This window comes from Pseudomonas fluorescens (assembly GCF_002837185.1).
GTDB classification, from domain to species: Bacteria; Pseudomonadota; Gammaproteobacteria; order Pseudomonadales; family Pseudomonadaceae; genus Aquipseudomonas; species Aquipseudomonas fluorescens_AM.
The window spans coordinates 122,896-146,591 of the sequence record NZ_KZ477995.1 but is presented as its reverse complement, the minus strand read 5'-3'; the positions used below and the strand labels follow the sequence as shown (position 1 = coordinate 146,591).

24 protein-coding genes are annotated in these 23,696 nt (G+C 59.1%); 12 read left to right on the top strand and 12 right to left on the bottom strand.

The genetic code is table 11. From position 1 onward, the window contains the following. The first annotated feature begins 96 nt into the window (after nucleotides 1-96). From CIB54_RS13045 to CIB54_RS13030, 4 genes are all read left to right on the top strand, one after another. Nucleotides 97-729, top strand: a complete 633-nt coding sequence (locus CIB54_RS13045) for a glutathione S-transferase family protein (protein ID WP_101219972.1) — start codon at nucleotides 97-99, stop codon at nucleotides 727-729. A gap of 15 nt (nucleotides 730-744) precedes the next feature. After that, nucleotides 745-1,482, top strand: a complete 738-nt coding sequence (locus tag CIB54_RS13040) for an NAD-dependent epimerase/dehydratase family protein (RefSeq protein ID WP_101219971.1) — start codon at nucleotides 745-747, stop codon at nucleotides 1,480-1,482. 11 nt (nucleotides 1,483-1,493) lie between these two features. Continuing rightward, nucleotides 1,494-2,903: an MFS transporter gene (locus CIB54_RS13035; RefSeq protein WP_065949413.1), complete on the top strand. Its 1,410-nt coding sequence runs from the start codon at nucleotides 1,494-1,496 to the stop codon at nucleotides 2,901-2,903. A gap of 133 nt (nucleotides 2,904-3,036) precedes the next feature. Continuing rightward, a complete protein-coding gene (locus tag CIB54_RS13030) occupies nucleotides 3,037-3,507 on the top strand; it encodes a hypothetical protein (RefSeq protein ID WP_101219970.1) in 471 nt (156 codons plus the stop codon). Between the two features lie 29 nt (nucleotides 3,508-3,536). Here the strand turns inward: CIB54_RS13030 and CIB54_RS13025 are convergent, their stop codons facing one another. Beyond that, on the bottom strand, nucleotides 3,537-4,463 hold the full coding sequence (locus CIB54_RS13025; RefSeq protein WP_101219969.1) for an aliphatic sulfonate ABC transporter substrate-binding protein: 927 nt from the start codon (nucleotides 4,461-4,463) through the stop codon (nucleotides 3,537-3,539). A gap of 184 nt (nucleotides 4,464-4,647) precedes the next feature. Here CIB54_RS13025 and CIB54_RS13020 point away from each other — a divergent pair, with 184 nt between their 5' ends. Continuing rightward, entirely contained in the window at nucleotides 4,648-5,046 is a 399-nt protein-coding gene (locus CIB54_RS13020; RefSeq protein ID WP_101219968.1) for a GNAT family N-acetyltransferase, read from the top strand. Between the two features lie 140 nt (nucleotides 5,047-5,186). Here the strand turns inward: CIB54_RS13020 and def are convergent, their stop codons facing one another. From def to CIB54_RS13005, 3 genes are all read right to left on the bottom strand, one after another. Continuing rightward, on the bottom strand, nucleotides 5,187-5,726 hold the full coding sequence (gene def / locus CIB54_RS13015; RefSeq protein WP_065949410.1) for a peptide deformylase: 540 nt from the start codon (nucleotides 5,724-5,726) through the stop codon (nucleotides 5,187-5,189). Beyond that, complete coding sequence (locus CIB54_RS13010; RefSeq protein WP_065949409.1) at nucleotides 5,723-6,676, bottom strand: YihY/virulence factor BrkB family protein; 954 nt, start codon at nucleotides 6,674-6,676, stop codon at nucleotides 5,723-5,725. Before CIB54_RS13010 ends, def begins: the two co-directional genes overlap by 4 nt. Nucleotides 6,677-6,855: 179 nt before the next feature. After that, complete coding sequence (locus tag CIB54_RS13005; RefSeq protein ID WP_065949408.1) at nucleotides 6,856-7,041, bottom strand: CsbD family protein; 186 nt, start codon at nucleotides 7,039-7,041, stop codon at nucleotides 6,856-6,858. 201 nt (nucleotides 7,042-7,242) lie between these two features. Between CIB54_RS13005 and CIB54_RS13000 the strand changes: the two genes are divergently transcribed. Further along, entirely contained in the window at nucleotides 7,243-7,620 is a 378-nt protein-coding gene (locus CIB54_RS13000; protein ID WP_065949407.1) for a hypothetical protein, read from the top strand. A gap of 71 nt (nucleotides 7,621-7,691) precedes the next feature. Here the strand turns inward: CIB54_RS13000 and fadD1 are convergent, their stop codons facing one another. Together fadD1 and fadD2 are read right to left on the bottom strand one after the other, a co-directional pair. Then, complete coding sequence (fadD1, locus tag CIB54_RS12995; RefSeq protein WP_065949406.1) at nucleotides 7,692-9,383, bottom strand: long-chain-fatty-acid--CoA ligase FadD1; 1,692 nt, start codon at nucleotides 9,381-9,383, stop codon at nucleotides 7,692-7,694. A gap of 379 nt (nucleotides 9,384-9,762) precedes the next feature. Then, nucleotides 9,763-11,451, bottom strand: a complete 1,689-nt coding sequence (gene fadD2 / locus CIB54_RS12990) for a long-chain-fatty-acid--CoA ligase FadD2 (protein WP_101219967.1) — start codon at nucleotides 11,449-11,451, stop codon at nucleotides 9,763-9,765. 213 nt (nucleotides 11,452-11,664) lie between these two features. On the opposite strand from fadD2, the gene CIB54_RS12985 reads away from it, so the two are divergent. The 3 genes from CIB54_RS12985 to CIB54_RS12975 all read left to right on the top strand — a co-directional run bounded on the left by CIB54_RS12985 (nucleotide 11,665) and on the right by CIB54_RS12975 (nucleotide 14,824). Next, complete coding sequence (locus CIB54_RS12985) at nucleotides 11,665-12,609, top strand: alpha/beta hydrolase (protein ID WP_065949404.1); 945 nt, start codon at nucleotides 11,665-11,667, stop codon at nucleotides 12,607-12,609. Nucleotides 12,610-12,666: 57 nt separating this feature from the next. After that, nucleotides 12,667-13,137 (top strand): MaoC family dehydratase, encoded by a 471-nt coding sequence (locus CIB54_RS12980; RefSeq protein WP_065949403.1) that lies wholly within the window; start codon nucleotides 12,667-12,669, stop codon nucleotides 13,135-13,137. Between the two features lie 328 nt (nucleotides 13,138-13,465). Then, entirely contained in the window at nucleotides 13,466-14,824 is a 1,359-nt protein-coding gene (locus tag CIB54_RS12975) for a sialidase family protein (protein ID WP_101219966.1), read from the top strand. A gap of 172 nt (nucleotides 14,825-14,996) precedes the next feature. Here CIB54_RS12975 and CIB54_RS12970 read toward each other — a convergent pair whose 3' ends face one another. After that, nucleotides 14,997-15,464, bottom strand: a complete 468-nt coding sequence (locus CIB54_RS12970; RefSeq protein ID WP_065949401.1) for a ferritin-like domain-containing protein — start codon at nucleotides 15,462-15,464, stop codon at nucleotides 14,997-14,999. Between the two features lie 205 nt (nucleotides 15,465-15,669). Here CIB54_RS12970 and CIB54_RS12965 point away from each other — a divergent pair, with 205 nt between their 5' ends. Next, the gene (locus CIB54_RS12965) at nucleotides 15,670-15,906 is read left to right on the top strand and encodes a DUF3820 family protein (protein ID WP_065887770.1); all 237 of its coding nucleotides are present in this window, start codon (nucleotides 15,670-15,672) and stop codon (nucleotides 15,904-15,906) included. An 18-nt stretch (nucleotides 15,907-15,924) separates the two neighbouring features. Further along, complete coding sequence (locus CIB54_RS12960; protein WP_101219965.1) at nucleotides 15,925-17,100, top strand: aminotransferase class V-fold PLP-dependent enzyme; 1,176 nt, start codon at nucleotides 15,925-15,927, stop codon at nucleotides 17,098-17,100. 199 nt (nucleotides 17,101-17,299) lie between these two features. Here CIB54_RS12960 and CIB54_RS12955 read toward each other — a convergent pair whose 3' ends face one another. Genes CIB54_RS12955 through zwf form a run of 3 tightly spaced genes read right to left on the bottom strand, consistent with a single transcriptional unit; the run spans nucleotide 17,300 to nucleotide 20,149 of the window. After that, nucleotides 17,300-17,965: a bifunctional 4-hydroxy-2-oxoglutarate aldolase/2-dehydro-3-deoxy-phosphogluconate aldolase gene (locus tag CIB54_RS12955; protein ID WP_065949399.1), complete on the bottom strand. Its 666-nt coding sequence runs from the start codon at nucleotides 17,963-17,965 to the stop codon at nucleotides 17,300-17,302. A 17-nt stretch (nucleotides 17,966-17,982) separates the two neighbouring features. Beyond that, a complete protein-coding gene (gene pgl, locus CIB54_RS12950) occupies nucleotides 17,983-18,696 on the bottom strand; it encodes a 6-phosphogluconolactonase (protein ID WP_101219964.1) in 714 nt (237 codons plus the stop codon). Further along, nucleotides 18,683-20,149 (bottom strand): glucose-6-phosphate dehydrogenase, encoded by a 1,467-nt coding sequence (zwf, locus tag CIB54_RS12945; protein WP_065949397.1) that lies wholly within the window; start codon nucleotides 20,147-20,149, stop codon nucleotides 18,683-18,685. The genes pgl and zwf overlap by 14 nt, the downstream gene beginning before the upstream one ends. Before the next feature lie 220 nt (nucleotides 20,150-20,369). On the opposite strand from zwf, the gene CIB54_RS12940 reads away from it, so the two are divergent. Beyond that, nucleotides 20,370-21,230 carry a MurR/RpiR family transcriptional regulator gene (locus CIB54_RS12940; protein ID WP_170039859.1) on the top strand — a complete coding sequence of 287 codons (861 nt, stop codon included), beginning with the start codon at nucleotides 20,370-20,372 and terminating at the stop codon, nucleotides 21,228-21,230. 121 nt (nucleotides 21,231-21,351) lie between these two features. Here CIB54_RS12940 and CIB54_RS12935 read toward each other — a convergent pair whose 3' ends face one another. After that, nucleotides 21,352-22,197, bottom strand: a complete 846-nt coding sequence (locus CIB54_RS12935; protein WP_065949396.1) for a D-hexose-6-phosphate mutarotase — start codon at nucleotides 22,195-22,197, stop codon at nucleotides 21,352-21,354. Nucleotides 22,198-22,297: 100 nt separating this feature from the next. Next, entirely contained in the window at nucleotides 22,298-23,644 is a 1,347-nt protein-coding gene (locus CIB54_RS12930; protein ID WP_065949395.1) for a carbohydrate porin, read from the bottom strand. Nucleotides 23,645-23,696 lie beyond the last annotated feature (52 nt).

Below are 23,696 nucleotides of genomic sequence, written 5' to 3'. Positions count from 1 at the left end.
ACCCACCGCCATCGGGGGCAAGCCCCCTCCCACATTTTTTAACCGTGCCCACTTGGCCCCTGCTAGATTAACCACTCTCCAAGCCAGGGAAGCACCATGGGACACTCACTGAAAATCTTGGGTCGCACCTCTTCCATCAACGTGCGCAAAGTACTCTGGACCTGCCAGGAACTGGGCATCGACTATGTGCGCGAGGACTGGGGCATCGGCTTCAAGCCTACCCAATCCGCCGAGTTCCTGGCCCTGAACCCCAACGCCCAGGTGCCGGTGCTGATCGACGACCACGGCGTGCTGTGGGAGTCCAATACCATCTGCCGCTACCTCGTCGGCCTGTATCAACGCACTGACCTGCTGCCCTTCGAGCCCGCGCCCCGCGCCCGCGTCGAGCAATGGATCGACTGGCAAGCCATTGAGCTCAACCGCGCCTGGGGCGACGCATTCACCGCGCTGGTGCGTAACAATCCCGATGGGCTGGACGCAACGCAAATAGCCGCCGCCGTGCAGGTGTGGAACGACAAGATGGGCATTCTCGAACAGCAGTTGGCCAGGACCGGCGCTTATGTGGCCGGCGATGAGTTCACCCTCGCCGATATCCTCATCGGCCTCTCGGTGCACCGCTGGCAGGCGACGCCCATGGCGCGTCCGCCCTACCCGGCCATTGCCGCCTACTACCAGCGGCTCAGCCAGCACGCCGGTTTCAAGACCTTCGCCCTCGACGGCCACAACTAAGCAAGGCACAACCTCTTGAACGGACTCAACGTACTCCTCACCGGCGCCTGCGGCAGAATCGGCAAGACATTTTTCCAGGCGTCGAAAGATCGCTACCGTTTCACCCTCACTGACCGCATCGCGCCGGACTTCGACGTGGGCGGGCACCGCTTCGTACACGCCGATCTCAGTGCTAAATCCAGCCTCGCAACCCTGCTCGAAGGCATCGATGTGATCGTGCACCTGTCGGGCATCCCCCATGCCAGCGCCTCGTTCGACGAACTGTTGCCCAATAATATCCTCGCCACCACCTACCTGTTCGAAGCCGCCGTGAACGCCGGCGTGCAGCGCCTGGTATTCGCCAGCAGTGCGCAAACCATCGAAGGCTACCCGGTGGATCGCCAGATAACTCCGGGTATGCCGGTGATGCCCGCCAACCTGTATGGCGTGAGCAAATGCTACGGCGAGGCGCTGTGTGGCTACTATGCCGCCAAGACGCCACTGTCGACCATCGCCCTGCGCATCGGCGCGTTTGAATTCCCCGAAAGCCACGACCTGAACAACGCCCGCGACCTCAGCGCGTGGCTCAGCCCCCGCGATGCCGTGCAATTGCTGCAGCGTTCGGTAGAGGCGCAGGGCGTGAAACACTTGATCGCCCATGGCATTTCCAATAACCGCTTCAAGCGCCTGGACCTGAGCGAAACCACGCGGGTGCTGGGTTACCAGCCGGTGGATGATGCGTTCCAGATAGTTGAAATCCCGATCACTTACTGAGTTCTGTCACCATGCCTGCACCTACCGCCATCGATGGCATCGACCCGACCCGCGCTGCCCACATCAGTGCACGCATCGACCGTCTGCCCGCGGTCGCCAGCATCTGGCGCCTGGTGGCGTTGCTGTCGATCGGCGGTTTTTTCGAGCTGTATGACCTGTTCCAGACGGCCTATATCAGCCCCGGCCTGATCAGCGACGGGCTCTTCCACACCGGCAGCGAAGGCGTGTTTGGCTTCTCCGACCAGGCTGCGTTCGCCTCGGCCACGTTCTTCGGCCTGTTCCTCGGCGCCAGCCTGCTCAGCCCCGTCGCCGACCGTTTCGGACGCCGGGCGATCTTCACCTTTGCCTTGATCTGGTACACCGTCGCCACGGTGTTGATGGGCCTCCAGACATCGGCGCTGGGCATTATCTGCATGCGCTTTCTGGTGGGTATTGGCCTGGGCATCGAGTTGGTGACCATCGACGCCTATCTGTCGGAACTGGTGCCCAAGCGCATGCGCAGTTCGGCGTTTGCCTTTGCGTTTTTCATCCAGTTCCTGTCGGTGCCGGCGGTGGCGCTGATGTCGTGGTGGCTGGTGCCCCAGGCGCCGTTCGGTATCTCCGGCTGGCGCTGGGTGGTGCTCAGCAGTGCGGTGTTTGCGCTGTTCATCTGGCAACTGCGCAAGCGCCTGCCGGAGTCACCGCGCTGGCTGGCGCAGAAAGGTCGTTTCGAGGAAGCCGGCGCGATCATGGACAACCTGGAGGCACGCTGCCTGAAGGATCACGGCCAGCCTCTGGATACACCGGAACCGGAGGCTGTCAGCGTGCAGGGCAGCGGCCGTTTCGCCGATATCTGGCAGCCGCCCTACCGTCGCCGCGCTTTGATGCTGATTGTGTTTCACGTGTTCCAGGCCATCGGTTTCTTCGGCTTTGGCAACTGGTTGCCGGCCTTGCTGTCGGGCCAGGGCGTCAGTGTGACCCACAGCCTGCTTTACGCCTTCATCATCACCCTCGCCTACCCGCTGGGCCCGTTGCTGTTCGTCAAGGTCGCCAACCGTTTTGAAAACAAATGGCAGATCGTCGGCTCGGCCATGGGCGCGGTGATCTTCGGCAGCCTGTTCGCCCTGCAAACCACGGCGGTGGGGCTGATTTTCTGCGGGGTGATGATCACCTTCTGCAATGCCTGGCTGAGCTTCAGCTATCACTCGTATCAGAGCGAGTTGTTCCCCACCAATATCCGAGCGCGGGCGGTGGGGTTCTGTTATTCGTTCAGCCGCTTGTCCACGGTATTCAGCAGCCTGCTGATCGGCTTTATCCTTGAACACCTGGGCACGCCGGGCGTGCTGGCGTTTATTGCCAGCAGCATGTTGATCGTGATGATTACCATCAGTTGGTTCGGGCCGCGTACGCGTAACCTGGCGTTGGAGCATATCGCCCACTGACGGCAACGCTTGGCCGTCGATGGGACAGTGTTTGCCGCGACGGCGGCTTCTACCCCAGTAAAAGCACGTACACACTGCCCGGCATGCTAATTGCTCCAGCTGTCACACCGCATATTTGCACAGGTGACCGATCATGCTGGTTAACACCACCACCCAAGCCGTTTCGACGGTTCAACAGATCAAACGACCCGACATGGACCCGGCCAACGCGGCCGCCAGCGCGTTGTACAGCGGCGCCCTGCAGGGTGCGCAGCAAGGCGTGACGATGCCGGCCGCGCAGAAGGAGCTGGACAAGGCGAGCGATCGCATCGATGAGGCCTTCGCCAAGACTCGCGTGCAGCTGCAGGCCACCGCGCCGACCTCGGGGGCACGGGCTGAATTCACCGAGTACATGAGTAAAACCCCGGCCGAACGCATCCGCGAACAGTTGCTCAAGGAGCAGGGGATGACCGAGGAACAAGTGCAGGCCCTGCCGCAGGAAAGGCAAGACGCCATTGCCAGCCAAGTGGCTGAGCGTCTGAAGGAGCAGCAACAGCAGCAAGTAGCGGCGAAGACGGCTGCTCCACAAACCCAGGCACTGAAAGACACCTTGGCAGCTATCTAAGCTACACCGCAGAACAACTCACCCTGGGGTTATGGGCCTTTGAACACCACCTGCTGCACATCGATCTTTTTCGGGATCAGGCCATTGGCGAAAAACAGGTCGGCGGTGCCTTGCTGAGTGGCGATGTCGCCCCCCTGCAGCGGCCGGATCGGCGCCGGCGAGCGGTGCTCGAAGTAGCTTTTGACCACGGCCGGTTGCAGGCCCAGGGTCTTGGCCATCAGCGCGATGCTGGCCTCGGGCTGGTCCAGCGACAGACGCTGCGCCTTGCCGAGGGTCTGGAGGATGGTGGCTATGGCCTGGGGGTTTTGCCGGGCAAACGCGCCGCTGGTCACGAAGAAACTGCCGGCAGGGTTCAGACCTTCGCCGGTGCCCAACACACGGGCGGCACCGTCGACCACGGCGGCCGAGTAATACGGGTCCCACACGACCCAGGCGTCCACCTTGCCTTGCTCGAATGCGGCACGCCCGTCGGACGGTGACAGGTACACCACGTTCACATCCTTCCACTGCAAGCCTTCGCGCAGCAGGCTCTTGAGGAACAGGTTGTGCGCGCTGGAACCCTTGAGCAGTGCCACGCGCTTGCCCTTGAGTTCGGCCACGCTCTGAATCGTACTGCCTTTGGGCACAAGCACGGCTTCGGTCTTGCCGTCATTGGGTTCGACGGCGATGTACTGCAACTCGATACCGGCGGCCTGGGCGAAAATGGGCGGGATGTCGCCGATATTGCCGATGTCCAGGCTGCCGGCGTTCAGCGCCTCGATCAGCGGCGGGCCACCGAGGAACTCGGTCCACTGCACCTGGGTGCCGGGCAGTGCGGCTTCGAAGAGCTTGTGCTCACGGGCGAGCACCATGCTCACCGAGCTTTTCTGATAGCCAATGCGCAGAGTGGACGGATCGGCGGCCAGCACGTTGGCAGCGACCAGCGAAAGAATGGCGACAACAATTATTTTCAGCATAAGAGCGCTTCCTTGGCCTTGGCGGGGGGTGCGGGTTGGGAGCGATCCTAACAAGCCCTCTTATTCTTTAATAATATTTAAAAGTCATTTTCTTATAACTTTATAAAAGGAAAGGGTAGCCGTTGTTTGCGCTTTGCCGGCACCGGTTACAATGCGCGCCTTGCCCTCTCCATTTGGTTTGACCATGCATATCGAACGGCTGGCAGCGCCGCTATGGCCGTTGCTGAACAAGTTTTACCGCAACCATAACTCGTCGATGAAGGCGCTCAAGGGCGGGCAGTTATGGGTGGCGAGAGACGGTGAGATCGTGGCCGGGTTGTGCCTGACACCCGTGGTCGGTGGGCAATGGCTGACGGGGGTATTCGTTGACCCGGCCTATCGCGGCCAGGGGCTGGCGGCGCGATTGATCCACCAGGCGGTGGCGGGTGTGGACGGCACGGTCTGGCTGTTGTGCCATCCGGACCTTGAAGGGGTGTACCAGCGCATGGGGTTTTCTCAAGACACCGTGCTGCCGCAATCGCTCAGCGAACGGCTGGTGCGCTACAAGCGGAATAAGCCGATGATCGCGATGGGACGTCAATAACCTGGATGGCTTGCGCCCGATAGCGGTGGGTAGGAGCGAGCTTGCTCGCGAAAAACTCACAGGCACCGCGTTCATTCAGCAAGCACGCGTTATCGTGACGTTTTTCGCGAGCAAGCTCGCTCCTGCAGAGGGCCTGCAGGTCATTCGTCGGCGGTTGGGTCCATTTCCGGGAACATCACCTCGATAAACCCGAATTTGCTGAAGTCGGTAATCCGCGACGGGTACAAGCGACCGATCAGGTGGTCGCATTCATGCTGCACCACCCGGGCATGGAAGCCCTCGGCGAAGCGTACGATCGGCTCGCCCTTGGGGTCGAAACCTTCGTAGCGGATCTGCTGGTAACGGTCCACGGCGCCGCGCAGGCCGGGAACCGACAGGCAACCCTCATAACCCTCTTCCAGCACCGGGCTGAGCGGCGTGATCAGCGGGTTGATCAGGATAGTCTGCGGTACCGGTGGCGCCTCCGGGTAGCGTTCGCTGGCCTCGAAACCGAAGATCACCAGTTGCAGGTCCACGCCGATCTGCGGCGCAGCCAGGCCGACGCCGCCCACATGTTCCATGGTCTGGAACATGTCATCGATCAGTTGCCACAACTCGGGGCTGTCGAACATTTCCGGTGGTACGGGCGGGGCGATGCGCAGCAGACGTTCATCGCCCATTTTGAGGATTTCACGGATCATTGATCAGGCTCGGCGAGGGGCTTGGAGTGGTCCCGGCCTAGGCCTGAGACATGCTGTTTTTCAGAGGTATGACCCGGTTCGTCGATTTCCTTCTCGCCGGGGTCCTTGCCCTCGGCGGACATGTGTTCGATCACGGCGTTCATCTCCGCACCGAGCAACAGCACGGCGGCGGATATATAGAAGTACAGCAGCAGGACGATGATCGCACCGATACTGCCATACATGGCGTTGTAGTCGGCGAAGGTCTTGACGTAGTAGCCAAAGCCAAGGGAAGCGACGATCCACACCACCACCGCCAGTACGGAGCCCGGTGTGATAAAGCGAAACTCCTGTTCGACGTCCGGCATCACGTAATACATGAGGGCCACGGCGAACATCAGCAGGATCACGATCAGCGGCCAGCGCAGGATGGTCCACAGCGTGACGACGAACTCCTGCATGCCGATCTGCCCCGCCAGCCACTCCATCACTTGCGGGCCGAGCACCATCAGCGCAGCGGCGGCCAGGAGCATGCCGGCGATGCCGACGGTGTAGAAAATCGACAGCGGAAAACGCTTCCAGATCGGCCGCCCTTCCACCACGTCATACGCCGCGTTCATCGCACTCATCATCAGGCGCACGCCGGCGGAGGCGGTCCACAGAGCGATCACGATACCCACCGACAGCAGCCCGCCCTTGGATTGCTGCAGTTGGTCGATCACCGGGTTGACCTGCTCCAGGGCCTGGGGCGGCAATACCAGCTCCGACTGCAGGCGCAGCCAGGTGAAAAAGTCCGGCAGATGCAGGAAACCGATCAGCGCAATCAGGAACAGCAGGAAGGGGAACAGCGAGAACAGCATCTGGTACGCCAGTGCCGAGGCATAGGTGGGCATCTCGTCGTCGACGAATTCGGTGACGGTGCGCACCAGCACCTTGTGCAGCTTGAGACCATCGAGTACCGGAAAAATCATTAGCGTCTCCTTTCGCCGCAAAGAGTTGAAGTCGTGGGCGACTCAGGGGCCGTTTTCTACATCAAAGTAGCCCATTTGGCGACTTTGAAACAATTTCTAAAGTTTAGTTGCGCCAGTACCCACAAAAACGGCCATCCGTGGATGGCCGTCGGGCTGCTGGAGGAGCCAGCCAAGCCGCTTTACTCGGTGGCTTTTTTCACCGCATCCTTGGTCTTGCCGACTGCCTGCTGTACTTCGCCTTTCTTTTCCTGGACCACGCCTTCAGCACGCAGCTTGTCGTTATCCGTAGCCTTGCCGACGCCTTGCTTGACGTTACCGACGGCTTCGTTAGCCATGCCTTTTACCTTATCGGAAGTGCTGCCCATGGTATTACTCCTGATAACAATCAAATGGTTTTTGGTCACTACGCTGCGGTTGACTCAAAGCCAAGCGCCAGAGTTTCAATTATTTTCAGCGGCCATTTCATCGAAAGGGGCAGGTTTGCCTTTATGTTTTGCGGCCAACCCACGAGAATGCCCGGCACATTCAGGCTCACACGCTGAATAACAGATCCCCGTAGGAAGGTTATGAAACTCGATAAAGCACAGGCCATCGCCCGCAGAAACCAGGAACTGGGGGGTGCCGTACTCGGCGTCAACAATTGCCATTTCACCGACCTGGACCGCAAACGCAACATCTGGTGGTTCGACCTGCCAGTGGCGCGGATCGCCGTGGGCCAGTACGAGTGGATCCACCTGTTGATGCACAACGCCGAAACCGACCAGTTGCTGCACCTGAAGGTGCCGACTGTGTTCCTGCGCGAAAACCTCGAAGGGCTGGTGGTGCGCAATGCCGGCAAACGCAAGCCGGAGATCACCCTTGAACTGAGCGCCGACAAGGACTCGTTCCTCAAGGACGTGCGGCCGGCCGGTGCGGGAATCAGCTTCGCCCAGTTCGCGCTGTAAGAACGCGTGCAAAAAATGTGGGAGGGGCGGTGCGACGATTCGACTTGCCCCCCTCCCAACTTTGAATTGCGTTACTTTTTAAGACCGAGCTTCTTCAGTTCTTCATCGCGCAATTCACGCCGCAGGATCTTGCCCACGTTGGTGGTCGGCAATGCATCACGGAACTCAACGGCCCTGGGCACTTTGTAGCCGGTGACGTTGGCGCGCATGTGCTCCATCACCTGCTCCTTGGTCAGGGTGGCCCCTGGCTTGACCACGATGAACAGCTTGATGTGCTCCCCGGACTTTTCGTCCGGTACGCCGATGGCCGCGCACTGCAACACACCCGGCAGGCCTGCCAGCACGTCTTCCAGCTCGTTGGGATACACGTTGAAGCCCGAGACCAGGATCATGTCCTTCTTGCGGTCGACAATTCGCATGTAGCCATCGGGCTGGATGATCGCGATGTCACCGGTCTTCAGCCAGCCTTCGCTGTCGAGCATCTCGGCGGTGGCGTCTTCACGCTGCCAGTAGCCCTTCATCACTTGTGGGCCTTTGACGCACAGCTCGCCGGTTTCACCCAGCGCCAGCTCGGTGCCATCGTCAGCAATAACCTTGCACACGGTGGACGGCACCGGAATGCCAATGGTACCGATCTGGATATGCTGGATCGGGTTCACAGTGGCCACCGGGCTGGTTTCGGTCATGCCGTAGCCCTCGCAGATGGCACAACCGGTCACGGCCTTCCAGCGTTCGGCCGCCGCCAGTTGCAGCGCCATGCCGCCGGACAGGGTGACCTTCAGCGCGGAGAAATCCAGCTTGCGGAAACCTTCGTTATTGCACAGCGCCACAAACAGGGTATTAAGGCCGACAAAGCCGCTGAACTTCCACTTCGACAGTTCCTTGACCATCGCCGGCAGGTCGCGCGGGTTGCTGATCAGGATGTTGTGGTTGCCGATCAGCATCATCGCCATGCAGTGAAAGGTGAACGCATAGATGTGATAAAGCGGCAGCGGCGTGATCAGGATTTCGCACCCTTCATTGAGGTTGGAACCCATCAGCGCCTTGCATTGCAGCATGTTGGCGACCAGGTTGCGATGGGTGAGCATCGCGCCTTTGGCCACGCCGGTGGTGCCGCCGGTGTATTGCAGCACCGCCACATCGCCGCTGGCCGGGTTGGCATCGCTGACCGGTTGGCCGTGCCCCTTGGCCAGCACGTCATTGAACTTGATCGCTTGCGGCAAGTGGTACGCCGGGACCATTTTCTTCACGTACTTGATCACGCTGTTGATCAACAGGCGCTTGAACGGCGACAGCAGGTCGGCCACTTCGGTAACGATCACGTGTTTGACGGCGGTCTTGGGCACGACTTTTTCGGCCAGGTGCGCCATGTTGGCCAGGCAAACCAGGGCCTTGGCACCGGAGTCGTTGAATTGGTGTTCCATTTCCCGCGCGGTGTACAGCGGGTTGGTGTTGACCACGATCAGCCCGGCACGGATGGCGCCGAATACGGCGACCGGGTACTGCAGGACGTTGGGCAGTTGCACGGCGATTCGATCGCCGGGCTTCAAGTCGGTATGCTGTTGCAGGTAGGCGGCAAATGCGCCGGACAATTGGTACAACTCACCGTAGGTGATGGTCTTGCCCAGGTTGCTGAAAGCCGGTTTGTTGGCGAAGCGTTGGCAGGACTGCTTCAGTACCGCCTGAATATTCGGATACTCGTCTGGATTGATTTGTGCAGCAATCCCGGCGGGGTACTTATCCTTCCAAAAGTCTTCGTTCATGGAAGCCCACTCCTCAGCGACGCGAATTCATCATCGCATTTGATGCGATTATTATTGGTGTGTGTTTTAAGGTGAATCTGGCGCTTTCAAGCAGGCCTAGACGTCACAAAGCGCGCCGAGAGTAGCAGCTTTGCCAAGGCCCGCCTAGAGCCAAAAGAGGGCCCTACAGTCATAAACATGACTCAAGAATATCCAATGGTCATTTTTAGAGCAAAGATTCTATATCACTGAAATCCGCTCTGGAATGGGCTTACTGGGCAACAAATACCCAATGTGGGAGGGGCTTGCCCCCGATAGCGGTGTATCAGTCACCCCATATGTCGACTGAACCACTGCTATCGGGGGCAAGCCCCCTCCCACATGTTGAGCCTGTTTCACATCAGGCGATGTCGCGTAGCTCCCGCCGCAGAATCTTGCCCACCGGCGTCATCGGCAGCGAATCCCTGAGCACAATATGCTTGGGCACCTTGTACCCGGTGAAATTGGTCTTGCAGTACGCCTTCAACTCCTCAAGGCTCACCCCCTGGGCACGCGCCACCACAAACAGTTTCACCGCCTCCCCGGTACGCTCGTCCGGCACGCCGATCACCGCACAGTTGGCCACGGCGGGATGCGCCATCACCACGTCCTCGATTTCGTTGGGATACACATTGAAGCCCGACACGATAATCAGGTCTTTCTTGCGGTCCACAATACGGATAAAGCCATCGGCATCGATCACGGCGATATCGCCGGTCTTGAGCCAGCCTTCGGCGTCCAGCGCTTCGGCGGTGGCCTGCGGTTGCTGCCAATAGCCCTTCATCACCTGCGGGCCCTTGATGCACAGCTCACCGCGCTCGCCCAACGGCAGCTCGGCGCCCTCGTCATCGATCACTTTCATGGCCGTGGCCGGCACCGGAATACCGACGGTACCCAGTCGTGACTTATGGCCATACGGGTTGGTGCTGGCCACCGGCGAGGTTTCGGTCAGGCCATAGCCCTCGCCGATCGCACAACCGGTGATGTGCTGCCAGCGCTCGGCGGTGGCCTTGATCAACGCCGTGCCGCCGGAGTTGGTCAGCTTGAGATGGGAAAAGTCCAGGTTCTTGAAGTCCGGATGGTCCATCAGCGCCACAAACAAGGTGTTGAGCCCCAGCAACCCGGTGAAACGCCACTTCTTCAACTCCTTGATGAACCCGCCAATGTCCCGCGGGTTGGTGATCAGCACGTTGTGGTTGCCGGACACCATCATGCACATGCAGTTCGCGGTGAACGCATAGATGTGGTACAGCGGCAGCGGCGCAATCATCACCTCCTGCCCTTCCTTGATCAACGGGTGACCATCGTCGCCGGTCTGGGACATGCACGCCCGCACCTGCTGCATATTCGCCACCAGGTTGCCGTGGGTGAGCATCGCGCCCTTGGCCAGGCCCGTGGTGCCACCGGTGTATTGCAGCACAGCGATGTCGTCGAGCGTCACCGGATGGCGGGTCACGCCCAGGCCGGCGCCCATGCGCAGGGCGCGCTTGAACAACACCGCACGCGGCAGGTGATAGGCCGGGACCATCTTCTTCACTTTGTCGACCAGTGTGTTGACCAGCCAGCCCTTCACGGCGGGCATGAAGTCGCCCATTCTGGCTTCGATCAGGTAGTCGATCTCGGTGTCGGCACACACCTCCTGAACCCGCGCACCGAACAGATTGAGGTAGACCAGCGCGCGCACGCCGGCATCCTTGAACTGGTGGCGCATTTCACGCGGGGTGTACAAGGGGTTGGTATTGACCACGATCAGCCCGGCGCGCAGTGCGCCAAAAACGGCAATCGGATAATGCAACACATTGGGCATCTGCACCGCGATGCGCTCGCCGGGCTTGAGGTCGGTGTGCTGTTGCAGGTAACCGGCGAACGCCGCGCTGTGGCGCTCAAGCTCGGCGTAGGTGAGGGTAATGCCCATGTTGCTGAACGCCGGACGGTCGGCAAAGGTCTTGCAGGAGCGCTCGAAGACTTCGATCACCGAGGTGTAACTGGTGAGATCAATGTCATTGGGAACGCCCGCGGCGCGTTTGTCATTCCAGAAATCAGGTTGCATTATTCTTGTCCTCTTTACCTGAACAGGTCCGGCCGCTTTTCTATGCAGCTATAAAGAGCGGAGCTTTGAGGACGTTAGCAGTAATGGCCAAACAGGCAAATACGCTGAACTGTGTCATTGATTGTATGAATCTTGTTGCTGAGGCGTAGGCAGATACCCCGCCCTCGGGCAGATGAGCTATACACTGCAACGACCCTGAGCAAAGGAACCGCCATGAACCACAGCACTTTCTGGCTGACCGCGAACGACCACAGCCGCCTGTACGTCAATCAATGGATGCCTGACGTTCCGCCCAAGGCCCTGGTGATGCTGTCCCACGGCATGGCCGAGCACAGCGGCCGCTATGCACGCCTGGCCCAGGCAGTGTGCGGCGCCGGCTATGGTGTATATGCGCTGGACCAACGCGGGCATGGCCGCACCGCCGACGAGGGCACCCTGGGGCTTTATGCCGATAACGATGGCTGGAACAAGGTCGTGGGCGATCTGGCCAGCCTCAATCAGCACATCGGCCAGCAGCATCCGGGGCTGCCGATCATCTTGCTGGGCCACAGCATGGGCAGCTATATCGCCCAGGCGTACATGCTGCATCACAGCGCCAGCTTGCACGGCGCGATTCTGAGCGGTTCGAATTTCCAGCCGGTGGCGCTGTATCGCGCAGCGCGGCTGATTGCACGTATCGAACGCGCACGCCAGGGCCTGCGCGGGCGCAGTGCGTTGATTGACTTCCTCTCGTTCGGTTCATTCAACAAAGCGTTCAAACCCAATCGCACCGCCTTCGACTGGCTCAGCCGCGACCCGGTTGAAGTCGACACGTACATCCATGACCCGCTCTGCGGTTTTCGCTGCACCAATCAACTGTGGGTCGACCTGCTCGGCGGCTTGCAGCACATCGGCAAAGCGTCCAACCTCGCGCAGATCGACCCGGGCCTGCCGATTCTGATAATCGGCGGTGAATGTGATCCGGTGAGTGAAGGCAAGCGTCTCAAGAGCCTGGCCCACGCCCTGCGTGAGGCCGGCTGCCAGCACCTGCAATTGACGATCTATCCGCAGGCGCGTCATGAAGTGTTCAACGAAACCAACCGCGACGACGTCACCGCGGATGTACTGACGTGGCTCGAGTACGCCCTGACATTGCGCAGGCCCACCCGCTGCGAATGACTTTGCGTTTAAAATCAGCCGATTAAATTCCCGATTAGCCACAGGATGCACGTTTAGATGACCCAGGTAACCAACACCCCCTATGAGGCCCTTGAAGTCGGCCAGACCGCCAGCTTCAGCAAGACTGTCGAAGAGCGCGATATCCAGTTGTTCGCCGCCATGTCCGGCGATCACAACCCGGTGCACCTGGACGCCGACTATGCCAAGGCAACCATGTTCAAGGAGCGTATCGCCCACGGCATGTTCAGCGGTGCGCTGATCAGTGCGGCCGTTGCCTGCGAACTGCCTGGGCCGGGCACGATTTATATCGGCCAGCAGATGAGCTTTCAGAAGCCGGTCAAAATCGGCGACACCCTGACGGTACGCCTGGAAATCCTGGAGAAGCTGCCGAAGTTTCGCGTACGCATTGCCACTCGCGTGTTCAACCAGCGTGATGAACTGGTAGTGGATGGCGAAGCGGAGATCCTTGCGCCGCGTAAGCAGCAGGTTGTGACGCTGACCGAACTGCCGCCGATCAGCATTGGCTGACCCATGGCATCGGGTAAGGGACGGCCTTCCATTGGCCGTCCTGATCGATAACCCCGGACTTCACGTCCGGCACCTGCTTTACACCCGTCTTATTCATACCGTGCAACTAACCTAGTACACATACACTTGCCCGCGGGTAATCCCCACGCAACGACCCTCAGTGAACAGGGCGTTGTCCCACGTCCAGCGCCCGCAATACGGACTGGCCCGGTCCTGTACGTTCGATAAAAATCAACAGGCTTTCAATATGTATTGCCGGTTGCCTATTCAGTCGCCGTCTCCACTGTACGACTGACAACGTATCTAGAACACGCCAGGAAACTATACAATGAAGAACCCACTCGACAATGTGGTTTATGAAAACAACACGTTCAAGGAATCGGGAACTTGGTTCAGCGGTACACACCTGCCGGACAGATCGTCGGCCAGTATCAGCGCGGTGGTCTTCAAAGGCGACCTGTATGTATTTATTCAACATTACGGCAGTATCGACAACGGCAAAGTGGATTACCTGATCTTCCAGCGTATGCCCTCGGGCCAACTGAAAAACACTGCCAAACACACCATCCCCCATATCTATGTCACCGGTACGCCTGCAGTAGCGGTGTACGACAATAAAATCTATTGCGCGTTTCGGCCCGGTGGCGACTCGCAAAAGTTAACGTACACGACCTTTGACGGAGACACCTGGTCAAACGTCATTACCACGAAGAAAGGCATCTTGACCTCCCCCTCCCTGGCGGTTTATCAGGATAAATTATATTGCTTCCATCAAGGCTGGGAGGAAGACCGTGGCACCCTGTGGTATTCGACATTCAATGGCACCGACTGGGACCAGGATCAGCATATCCGCAACCTTGAGATAACTGAATCACCCACCCTTGCCGTGTACAAGGGCGAACTCTACTGCGCCTATCACAAGGCAAGTACCAAAACTGCCTGGTGCATTAAATTCGACGGTATACAGTGGTCTCACGAAATGAGCCTGTCTGCCAATGTTTCGGAAAGCCCTTCCCTTTATGTTTACAACGACAGCCTCTTCAGCGCACGTACCGTAAAGTCCGAACACACCAGTCTCTGCGTCAACTATCTGGATAATGGAACGTGGTGCCCTGACAAGATTATCGTGAAGGACGGCATCTCAAACAGTCCGTGCCTGGTAGAATACGAAGGGCTGCTTTATTGCTTCTATCGAAATAATGACCACTCCCTGTCATACGCCTTCCAGCATTATCAAATTATTAACCGAACCGTGCCTCTACTCGATGTCTGGGGAGAAGGACGCATCCACGCAGGTACCTTGATATCCGGTTTCGACGCGGCCGTTAATCTGAATTTATACCGTCAGCCCGTTTCCAATGGCGTCAACCGCCACAGTGCAATCCCGAATATCATGCCGGTCGCTACTTACGATGATCCTGATTTTCCCCTCGCCTGCGAGCAAGTTAAAATCATTACCTTGATGGGGGCGCCTATTACCGAACGCGTTGCGGATGAAATAGGCCGAGTGCTCGACATTGAGGGCATGGTGTTTTTATTTGCACCGGATGACAAGGAGAGGGAAATGTTTCAAATCAGGAACAAGTTTCGGCTCAAACCCATCAGCACCGCCACGCTTCCCTCGCCAATCGACCAGATCTCCAAAGACTTCCACCCCGTGTACGCCTATAAAAAACACAGGAGCTGAGCCGCAAGCGCCGAGGTCACGCTTATCAAAACCTGACAACGTGGTATCTCTTGAGCCTTGAAGGCTGGCGGCGCTGCGTGCAGGCGAAAAAAATCCGAGGCCCAAAGGGGACCTCGGATTTTTTTACGCGTTAGCTATCAGTCAACGCGCATGCAACCGTACAGCGCTCAAATCAAGACTGAGCACGTGCCTGGTTACGCAGGGCTTTCACCTGATCGTGGTTACGCTGCACGCCGTGATACTGACGTTCAACCAGATCACGAATACCCAGCAGGTTGTGCTTGTTGATCTTCTCGATCGCTTCACGGTAAGCCTTCAGAGCGTGATCTTCACCGCGCTCGGCTTCGTTGAGCACGGACTCTTCGTCCTTGCCGGTCACCATGGACTTCACGTCAACCCAACCGCGATGCAGGGCACCGGCCATGCTGCCGGAATCTTCCGGATCGCCACCCAGGGCACGTACTGCAGTTTTCAGCTCGGCAGCAGCAGTGGCGCAGTCGGCGGAGCGCTTGGTGAACAGTGCTTTGAGTTCAGGATGCTTGATGTCTTCTGCGCACTCTTGGAAACCTTTCTGGCCATCGATGCTGGTTTCGATCAGGTCGTTGAGTACAGAGATCGATTCTTTGTTGATGTCAGTCATTTTTCAATTCCTTGTGTGGATTGAGGAAGGTTGCCTTAATGATTGCAGCCCCCGTGCCAGGTTTTAAAAAACTACTTTTGTCTTATAATTCAATAACTTACGAATAATTGAACCATCTGTATGTATGTTATTTGCATGATCTGTCATTTGGCCTTCATGCAGAATGCCTGTATTTTCGAAGACCCCGCCTTCACGGCTCAACACCATGAACCCCGAAAAACTCGAATTGCTGATTACCCGCCAAATGCCTTTTGGCAAATACAAAGGCCGGATCATCGCCGACCTGCCCGGCCCTTATCTGAACTGGTTCGCTCGCGAGGGATTTCCCCACGGAGAACTGGGCGGCTTGCTGGCACTGATGCAGGAAATCGACCACAACGGCCTGGCCGAATTGCTCGAACCGTTACGCGTCAAACACGGTAAACCCGCCCCTCGCCACTAATTAACCGAGAGCCACGCCATGCCAAGGAATGCGAACAACGAACCTCACTGGCAGGCCATCGCCCAGCGCTACGAACTGGAGCCGGGCCCGATCAATCTGGAAAACGGCTACTTCGGGCGCATGAGCCGTGCAGTCCAGGCGCAGTACCTGGAACACGTGGCGTTTATCAACCGGAGCAACTCGGTGTATGTGCGTCAGCGCTTCGAACAAGGGGAAAATATCGAGATTCGCCGCCAACTGGCCGCGTTGATCAATGCAGATCCCGACTCGGTGGCCTTCACCCGCAACGCCACCGAAGCCTTGCAGTCGCTGATCCGCAACTACAACCGCCTGCAACCGGGCGATCAGGTGCTGATCAGTGATCTGGAGTACGACACGGTCAAAGGTGCGATGCGCTGGCTGGCCGGTGTGCGCGGTGTCGAAGTGATCGAAATCTCCCATACACACCCGGCCAGTTTCGACAGCCTGTTGCAGACTTATCGCGATACCTTCAATCAATACCCGCGCCTGAAGTTGATGGCGCTGACCCATGTCACCCACCGTACCGGCCTGGTCATGCCGGTGGCGGCGATTGCCAGGGCCGCGCGTGAACAAGGGGTCGACGTGATCCTCGACGGCGCCCACGCCCTGGGCCAGATCGATTTCAACCTTGCCGAACTGGGTATTCAGTTCGCCGGTTTCAACCTGCACAAATGGATCGGCGCGCCGCTGACCCTGGGCTTTCTCTACATTGCCCCCGAACGCCTGCCGGATATCGACCCGGACATGGGCGAATTCCACTACCCCGCCACGGATGTGCGGGCACGTACGTCCTACAGCACACCGAACTTTCCGGCGTTGATGAGCTTGCCAATGGTGCTTGAAGAGCATCGGCAACTGGGTGGCGCGGCGGCCAAAGGTGCACGGGTCAACTATCTGCGGGACCTGTGGGTGAGCCAGGTGCGCGGGTTGCCGGGGATTGAGGTGCTGACGCCGGATGACCCGAGGCTGTATTGCGCGATTACTGCGTTCAAGTTCATTGGGCGCGATCAGCAGGTGATGGTCGACAGATTGCTCAAGGACTACGGGTTATTTACTACCACACGCACAGGCGCCGCGTTTGGCACCTGTATCCGGGTGACACCGGGGTTGGTGACGTCGGCGCAAGACATCGGCATGCTGGTCAACGCTATTACCGAACTGAGCAGAGATTAAATGTGGGAGGGGGCTTGCCCCCGATGGCAGTGGTTCAGTCAATATACTGGGTGACTGATACACCGCCATCGGGGGCAAGCCCCCTCCCACATTGTTTTTGTGGTGATCTTGATTTCTACAGGCAAAAAAAAGCGGTACACCGACCAAGTGCACCGCAAAAATGCCGTTAAGCACAGCAACAACGATTCGATAAATCAGATCAATCCAGCAGCGCCAGCGCCTCGGCGGTGACTTCCTGGATGCGTGCCCAGTCGCCGTTCCTGACCCACTCAGGATCAAGCATCCAGCTACCGCCCACGCACATCACGTTTTTCAACGCCATGTAGCTTTTGATGTTAGCCGGGCCGACGCCACCGGTCGGGCAGAATTTCACTTCACCGAACGGGCCACCCAAGGCCTTGATCGCAGCCACACCGCCGCTGACCTCGGCCGGGAACAGCTTGAAGCGGCGATAACCCAGGCCATAGCCTTCCATGATGCCGGAGGCATTGCTGATGCCGGGCAGCAGCGGGATCGGGCTGTGCACCGAGGCTTCCAGCAGGTCGCGGGTGATGCCGGGGGTGACGATAAATTGCGAGCCGGCCACTTCGGCCGCTTCGAGCATATGACGGTCCAGCACAGTGCCGGCACCGGTGCACAGTTCAGGGCGCTGCTCGCGCAGCACCTGAATGGCCTTGAGGCCGAACTCGGAACGCAGGGTCACTTCCAATGCGGTCAGGCCACCGGCTGCCAGGGCATCGGCCAGCGGCAGGATGTCCTGTTCGCGGGCGATGGTGATCACCGGCAGGATCCGCGCCTTGGCGCAGAGGCTGTCGATCAGGGCAACTTTATCCGCCATGGACACGGTCGGTTGAGGGCTTTTCATAGCGGCTGATCCTTGGCTCATGGGCACCAGTAAATCTCTAATGTAGGTTGCAAAAACGCGCGAATCGGCATGGCGGCGACGTCGTCACCCGCCAGCGCGGCGCTCAAGGTGGTCAATTTCGAGCTGCCGGAAATCGACAGCACGGTGTACTGGGCCGTCGCCAGCAATGCGCGACTCAGGGTCAGGCGCTGGTGCGGCACGGTCGGCGCCAGCATCGGCCAGCAACGGCGGGTACCGTCGGCCTGCAACGCTTGGGCAAGGTTCGGGCTGTTGGGAAACAGCGATGCGGTGTGGCCGTCATCGCCCATGCCCAGCACCAGCACATCGATGGCCGGCAACTCGGCCAGCAGGCGATCGGCCTGCTCGGCGGCGTCTTCGAGGTTGGCGGCAGCGCTGTACAGGCTGAGAAACCTGGCCTCGGCCGCCGGGCCTTGCAACAGGTGCTGCTTGAGCAAGCCGGCATTGCTGTCAGCGTGCTCCACCGGCACCCAGCGCTCATCGGCCAGGGTGATGGTGACCTTGGACCAGTCCAGGACCTGTCTAGCCAGGTTCTGGAAGAACGCCACGGGGCTGCGGCCACCGGACACGACCAACGTCGCCTCACCACGGGCGCTGATGGCCGTGCGCAATTGTTCGGCCACGTCATTGGCCAGACCGTCCGCCAATAGCACGGGCGTGCGGTACTCATGGGCAGTGACGCCCTGAGGCAGTTTCAATTCAGATATCGCCATACCACGACCTCCCATCCCGCGTGATCAGTGCAATCGAGCTCATCGGCCCCCAGGAACCCGCCGCGTACGGCTTGGGCGCATCGCCGGATTTCTTCCACCCGGCGATCAACTGGTCACACCACTTCCACGCGGCTTCGATTTCATCTTTGCGAACAAACAGGTTCTGATTGCCGCGCATCACTTCCAACAGCAAGCGCTCGTAGGCATCGGGGATGCGTGCGCTGCGATAAGTGTCGGAAAAATTCAGTTGCAGCGGACCGCTGCGCAGTTGCATGCCCTTGTCCAGGCCCTGCTCCTTGGTCATCACGCGCAAGGAAATACCTTCGTCCGGCTGCAGGCGGATGATCAGCTTGTTGCTGATCTGCAAGCGCTGCTCGGGGGCGAAAATATAGTGGGACGGTTCCTTGAAGTGGATGACAATCTGCGACAGCTTTTGCGGCATGCGCTTGCCGGTACGCAGATAGAACGGCACCCCGGCCCAACGCCAGTTACGGATATCGGCGCGCAGGGCAACAAAGGTCTCGGTGTCGCTCTGGGTGTTGGAGTTCTCTTCTTCCAGGTACCCCGGCACGGCTTTACCGGCGCTGTAGCCGGCGATGTACTGGCCGCGCACCACCTGGGTGGTCAGGCCTTCCGGGCTGATCGGCGCCAGGGCCTTGAGCACCTTGACCTTCTCGTCACGGATGCTGTCGGCGGACAGGTCGGCCGGCGGGTCCATGGCGATCAGGCACAGCAACTGCAGCAGGTGGTTCTGGATCATGTCGCGCAGTTGGCCGGCCTTGTCGAAGTAGCCCCAACGGCCTTCGATGCCGACCTGCTCGGCCACGGTGATTTCCACGTGGGAAATGTAGTTCTGGTTCCACTGGGTTTCGAACAGGCTGTTGGCGAAACGCAGGGCGATCAGGTTCTGCACCGTCTCTTTGCCCAGGTAGTGGTCAATGCGATAGGTGCGATTTTCCGGGAAGAACTGCGCCACGGCGTCGTTGACCTTGCGCGAGGATTCCAGGTCCGAACCAATCGGTTTTTCCAGCACCACGCGGGTGTTTTCCGCCAGGCCGACCTTGGACAGGTTCTCACAGATCGCGCCATACACGGCGGCCGGAGTGGCGAAGTAGGCGATCAGACGCTGTTCGCCACCGACCTTCTCGGCAAGGCCGACGTAGTCGTCGGCCTTCATGAAGTCGACATGCACATAAGCCAGGCGCGCCAGGAAACGCTGGGCCACGGCTTCGTCGAGTTCCTTGCCGACGTATTTGCGCAGTTCTTTTTCGATATGGGCCAGGTGCTGCTGCTCGGACCCGGCTTCGCGGGCCAGGGCCAGGATACGTGTGTCATCGTGCAGCAGGCCGGCACCATCGAGTTGATAGAGGGCAGGAAATAACTTGCGCAGCGCCAGATCACCCAAGGCGCCAAACAGGGCAAAGGTGCAGGGTTCTACGGTTATCGAAGGCATGATGTTTGTTCTTTTATCAAGTTAAGCTACAAATACCTTTTTTCAAGGCATCACTCAAGGAAAAATGTAGTAATAACCACAACATTTTCCGCAAATACGCATTGCGAGTGGTGGTGTTCGGCTACCCTCAGTAGGATAGGCCACCGCGAAATGCCACTCATCGATTGGTTACCGCCTTTTTATTTGCATCGTCGCCCGAAGGAAAGACTGAATGGACCGCGTGCGAAATCTTCTGGAACAGATCCGGAACCGCCTCGAAGAATTGAACAAGGCCGAGAAAAAAGTCGCCGAGGTCATCCTGCTCAACCCGCAGCAGGCCACCCGCTTCTCGATCGCCGCCCTTGCCCAGGCCGCCTCGGTCAGTGAACCGACGGTCAACCGTTTCTGCCGTTCGTTCGGTGTCAGCGGCTACCCTGAACTTAAATTGCAGCTGGCGCAAAGTCTGGCCAGTGGCGCAGCGTATGTCAGCCGCGCCGTGGAAGCCGATGATAACCCCGAGGCCTACACCCAGAAGATCTTTGGCAGCGCCATTGCATCCCTGGACAGCGCCTGCCAGGCCCTGGACCCGGCCCTGATCAGCAAGGCCGTGGATTTGTTGATCCAGGCGCGGCAGATCCACTTTTTCGGCCTGGGCGCCTCGGCGCCGGTGGCGATGGACGCGCTGCACAAATTTTTCCGTTTCAACCTGGCGGTGACCGCCCACGCCGACGTGCTGATGCAACGCATGATCGCCTCGGTCGCCCACACCGGTGAGTTGTTCGTGATCATTTCCTACACCGGGCGTACCCGTGAGTTGGTGGAAGTGGCGCGTATCGCGCGGGAAAACGGCGCGTCGGTGCTGGGGGTGACGGCCGAGAACTCACCGCTGGCCAAGGCCAGTACCGTGAGCCTGAACATTCCGCTGCCGGAAGACACCGATATCTACATGCCGATGACGTCGCGGATCATTCAGCTGACGGTCCTGGATGTGCTGGCGACCGGCATGACATTGCGCCGTGGCGTGGATTTCCAGCCACACTTGCGCAAGATCAAAGAGAGCTTGAATGACAGCCGGTATCCGGTGGGGGATGAGTTCAACTAAGCCGGTAGGTGTGTGGGCTTCAACGGCCTCATCGGGGGCAAGCCCCCTCCCACATTTTGATTTGTGAACCCATTCAAAAGTGGGACGGGGCTTGCCCCCGATGAAGCCATCAGCCACACAGCTAGGCCCCAGCCCTGGCCTGCAAGCTCAAATGCGCGCGCTCCCCCGGCGCCAGGCTCGCACCGGCCATCGCCGACTCCACACACACAAACCCCGATGCCTCATTGAAACTGACACCCAGCAACGGCCGGCTGCCCGGATGCCACACCACCGTGTCGGCGCTGTCGCCGGTATCGATGCACAGTTCACGCTGCCAGGCATGGTCCTTGAGCTGCAATTCGCCCTCATGCTGGAACACCCGCTGGCATCCACCATCGACCCGCAACTCGCCTTCCTGCTGGCAAACCTGACGATTGAGCTGGTCATAACCCTGCGCGCCGTCAAGCCCAGACAGCGCTACCTCGTCAACGTGACCGATACGCCAATAAGCGTGCAACGCATGGCTCAACTGGCACGGCAGCTCGTCCTGATGCTCAGTGCTCAGGCGCAGTTCCAGGGTGTCGCCCAACTGCGCGTGCAGGTCCACCTGCCAGTCACACAACTGCAACTGCCAATGCAGACGCACGCCCTCGTCATCGGTACTGCTGTCGAGCAGTTTCCAGTCGATCAAGCGCGCCCAGCCGTGGGACGGCCATGCGTTTTCGCTGGGGTGACGGCCATACCAGGGCCAGCATACCGGCACGCCGCCGCGGATCGCGCCGACTTGCGGCCATTTGGCCGCACACCACAGCCAGGGTTTCTGGCCGGTGGGCTGAAAGTGCAGCAATTGCGCGCCTTGGCGACTGAATACCGCCTGGCACAGCGGGTGGTCGATCACCAACACATCGCGCATCTGAAAGCGCTCCCAGGCGAACACCGGACGCTCGCGCAGGGACTTGAAAAAGCGTTGCAGCGGTTGCTCATGCATGTGCACAGGTCCTGAATATCACGGTGCCACTCAAAAAAAAGCGGATAGCCATGGCTACCCGCAAAATGCGCACAGAGAGAAGGAGCTTATCGCAACAGCGTTAGAACGTAGACTGAATCTTCAGGCCCGCTACCAGCGCGTTGTCGACTTTGTCCACGCCACCTGGCTGGACAACGTATTGCAGGTTAGGACGCACGGTCAGCCAGTTGGTGACGTGGAAACCGTAGTTCAGTTCGACGTTGTACTCGGTCTCGCGAATCGGCGTGTACAGCGGATTGTCGTAGTCGCTGATGCCATTGGCGGCATTGAGCAGCTGCGAGTTCTTCTTCACGTCATCGTTGACGTGCAGGCGAGCGACGCCAATGCCGACGTCATCTTTTGGACGCGCGTCGAATGGGCCCTTGTACACCAGCATCAACGACTGGTAGTTGTCGACCAGGTTGGTTTCCTTGTCGTGGAAGGTCGCGTTGGCCGCGATGTTCAAGCCGCGCGAAGCGTCGCCGTTGTGGGTGGTGAGTTGCTGTTGGGCAACGAACCAGTAGCCTTTTTTGCTGCTGCGGGTACGCAAGTTTGCGCCAGTGAGGACCGCATCGTTGCCGTTGACGTCTTCACGTACATCCGGAGCATCGGCCGCGCTTTTGTAGTAACCCACGCGGTATTCGCCCGGCAGGTTGTTGACCTTCGGCGACCAGACCAATTCCACCGGAATCACGGTGCCTTTGGTACCACTGCCGCTGAGTTTGAAGCCGTTGCCGTGCTCCAGTTGCGACGGGTTCTGGTTATAGGCGCCGATTTGCGCATACAGCTCAGGCGTGATGTTGTACTTCACGCGGATGGCGGCCTGGGCGACCGGCCAGTTGTACCAGGTGTTTACGTAGTTACCGACCTGGGAGCCACAGAACGACAGGTTCTGGAAGTCGCACGGGAAGGTGTTGAAGTCTTCGCCTTCACCGAAGTAGCCGAGTTTCACGTCGAGTTTGTTGTCGAACATCTGGTGCTGAACCCAGAACTGGGTCAGGCGCACCATGTGGCCACGGCCATACACTTCCTGCGACGAGCTCAAGGTGCCGGCACGCGGGTCGCCAATACGGTCATTGGAGATGTTCTGGCCATTACGGTTGGTAAACTGGATCTTGGCCTGGGTGTTATCCCAGCCCCACAGCTTTTGCAGGTCCAGTGCCACGCCCAGACCGAACTGGTCGGAGTAACGACCGGTCTTGTCGTCGTTGTAGCCACCGTGGGCGTTGTAGCCCATTTCCCCTACGTAATCGGCCTTGATGTCGATACCTTGCTCGATCAGCTTGGTACGCTCGCCGCCCCAATCGCCGGTCATCCACTTGGAATCGGCGCTGAACGCATCGGCCGCCATCGCATTGGCGGACAATACAAGGGCTGCTGCTGCTGACAGTTGGCAGAACAGCCGAGTGTTGTTGTGTTGCTTTTTCATCCCTACATCCTCGTCTTTATTGTTATTAAACTGTTTTTATCTAACGCGGGTT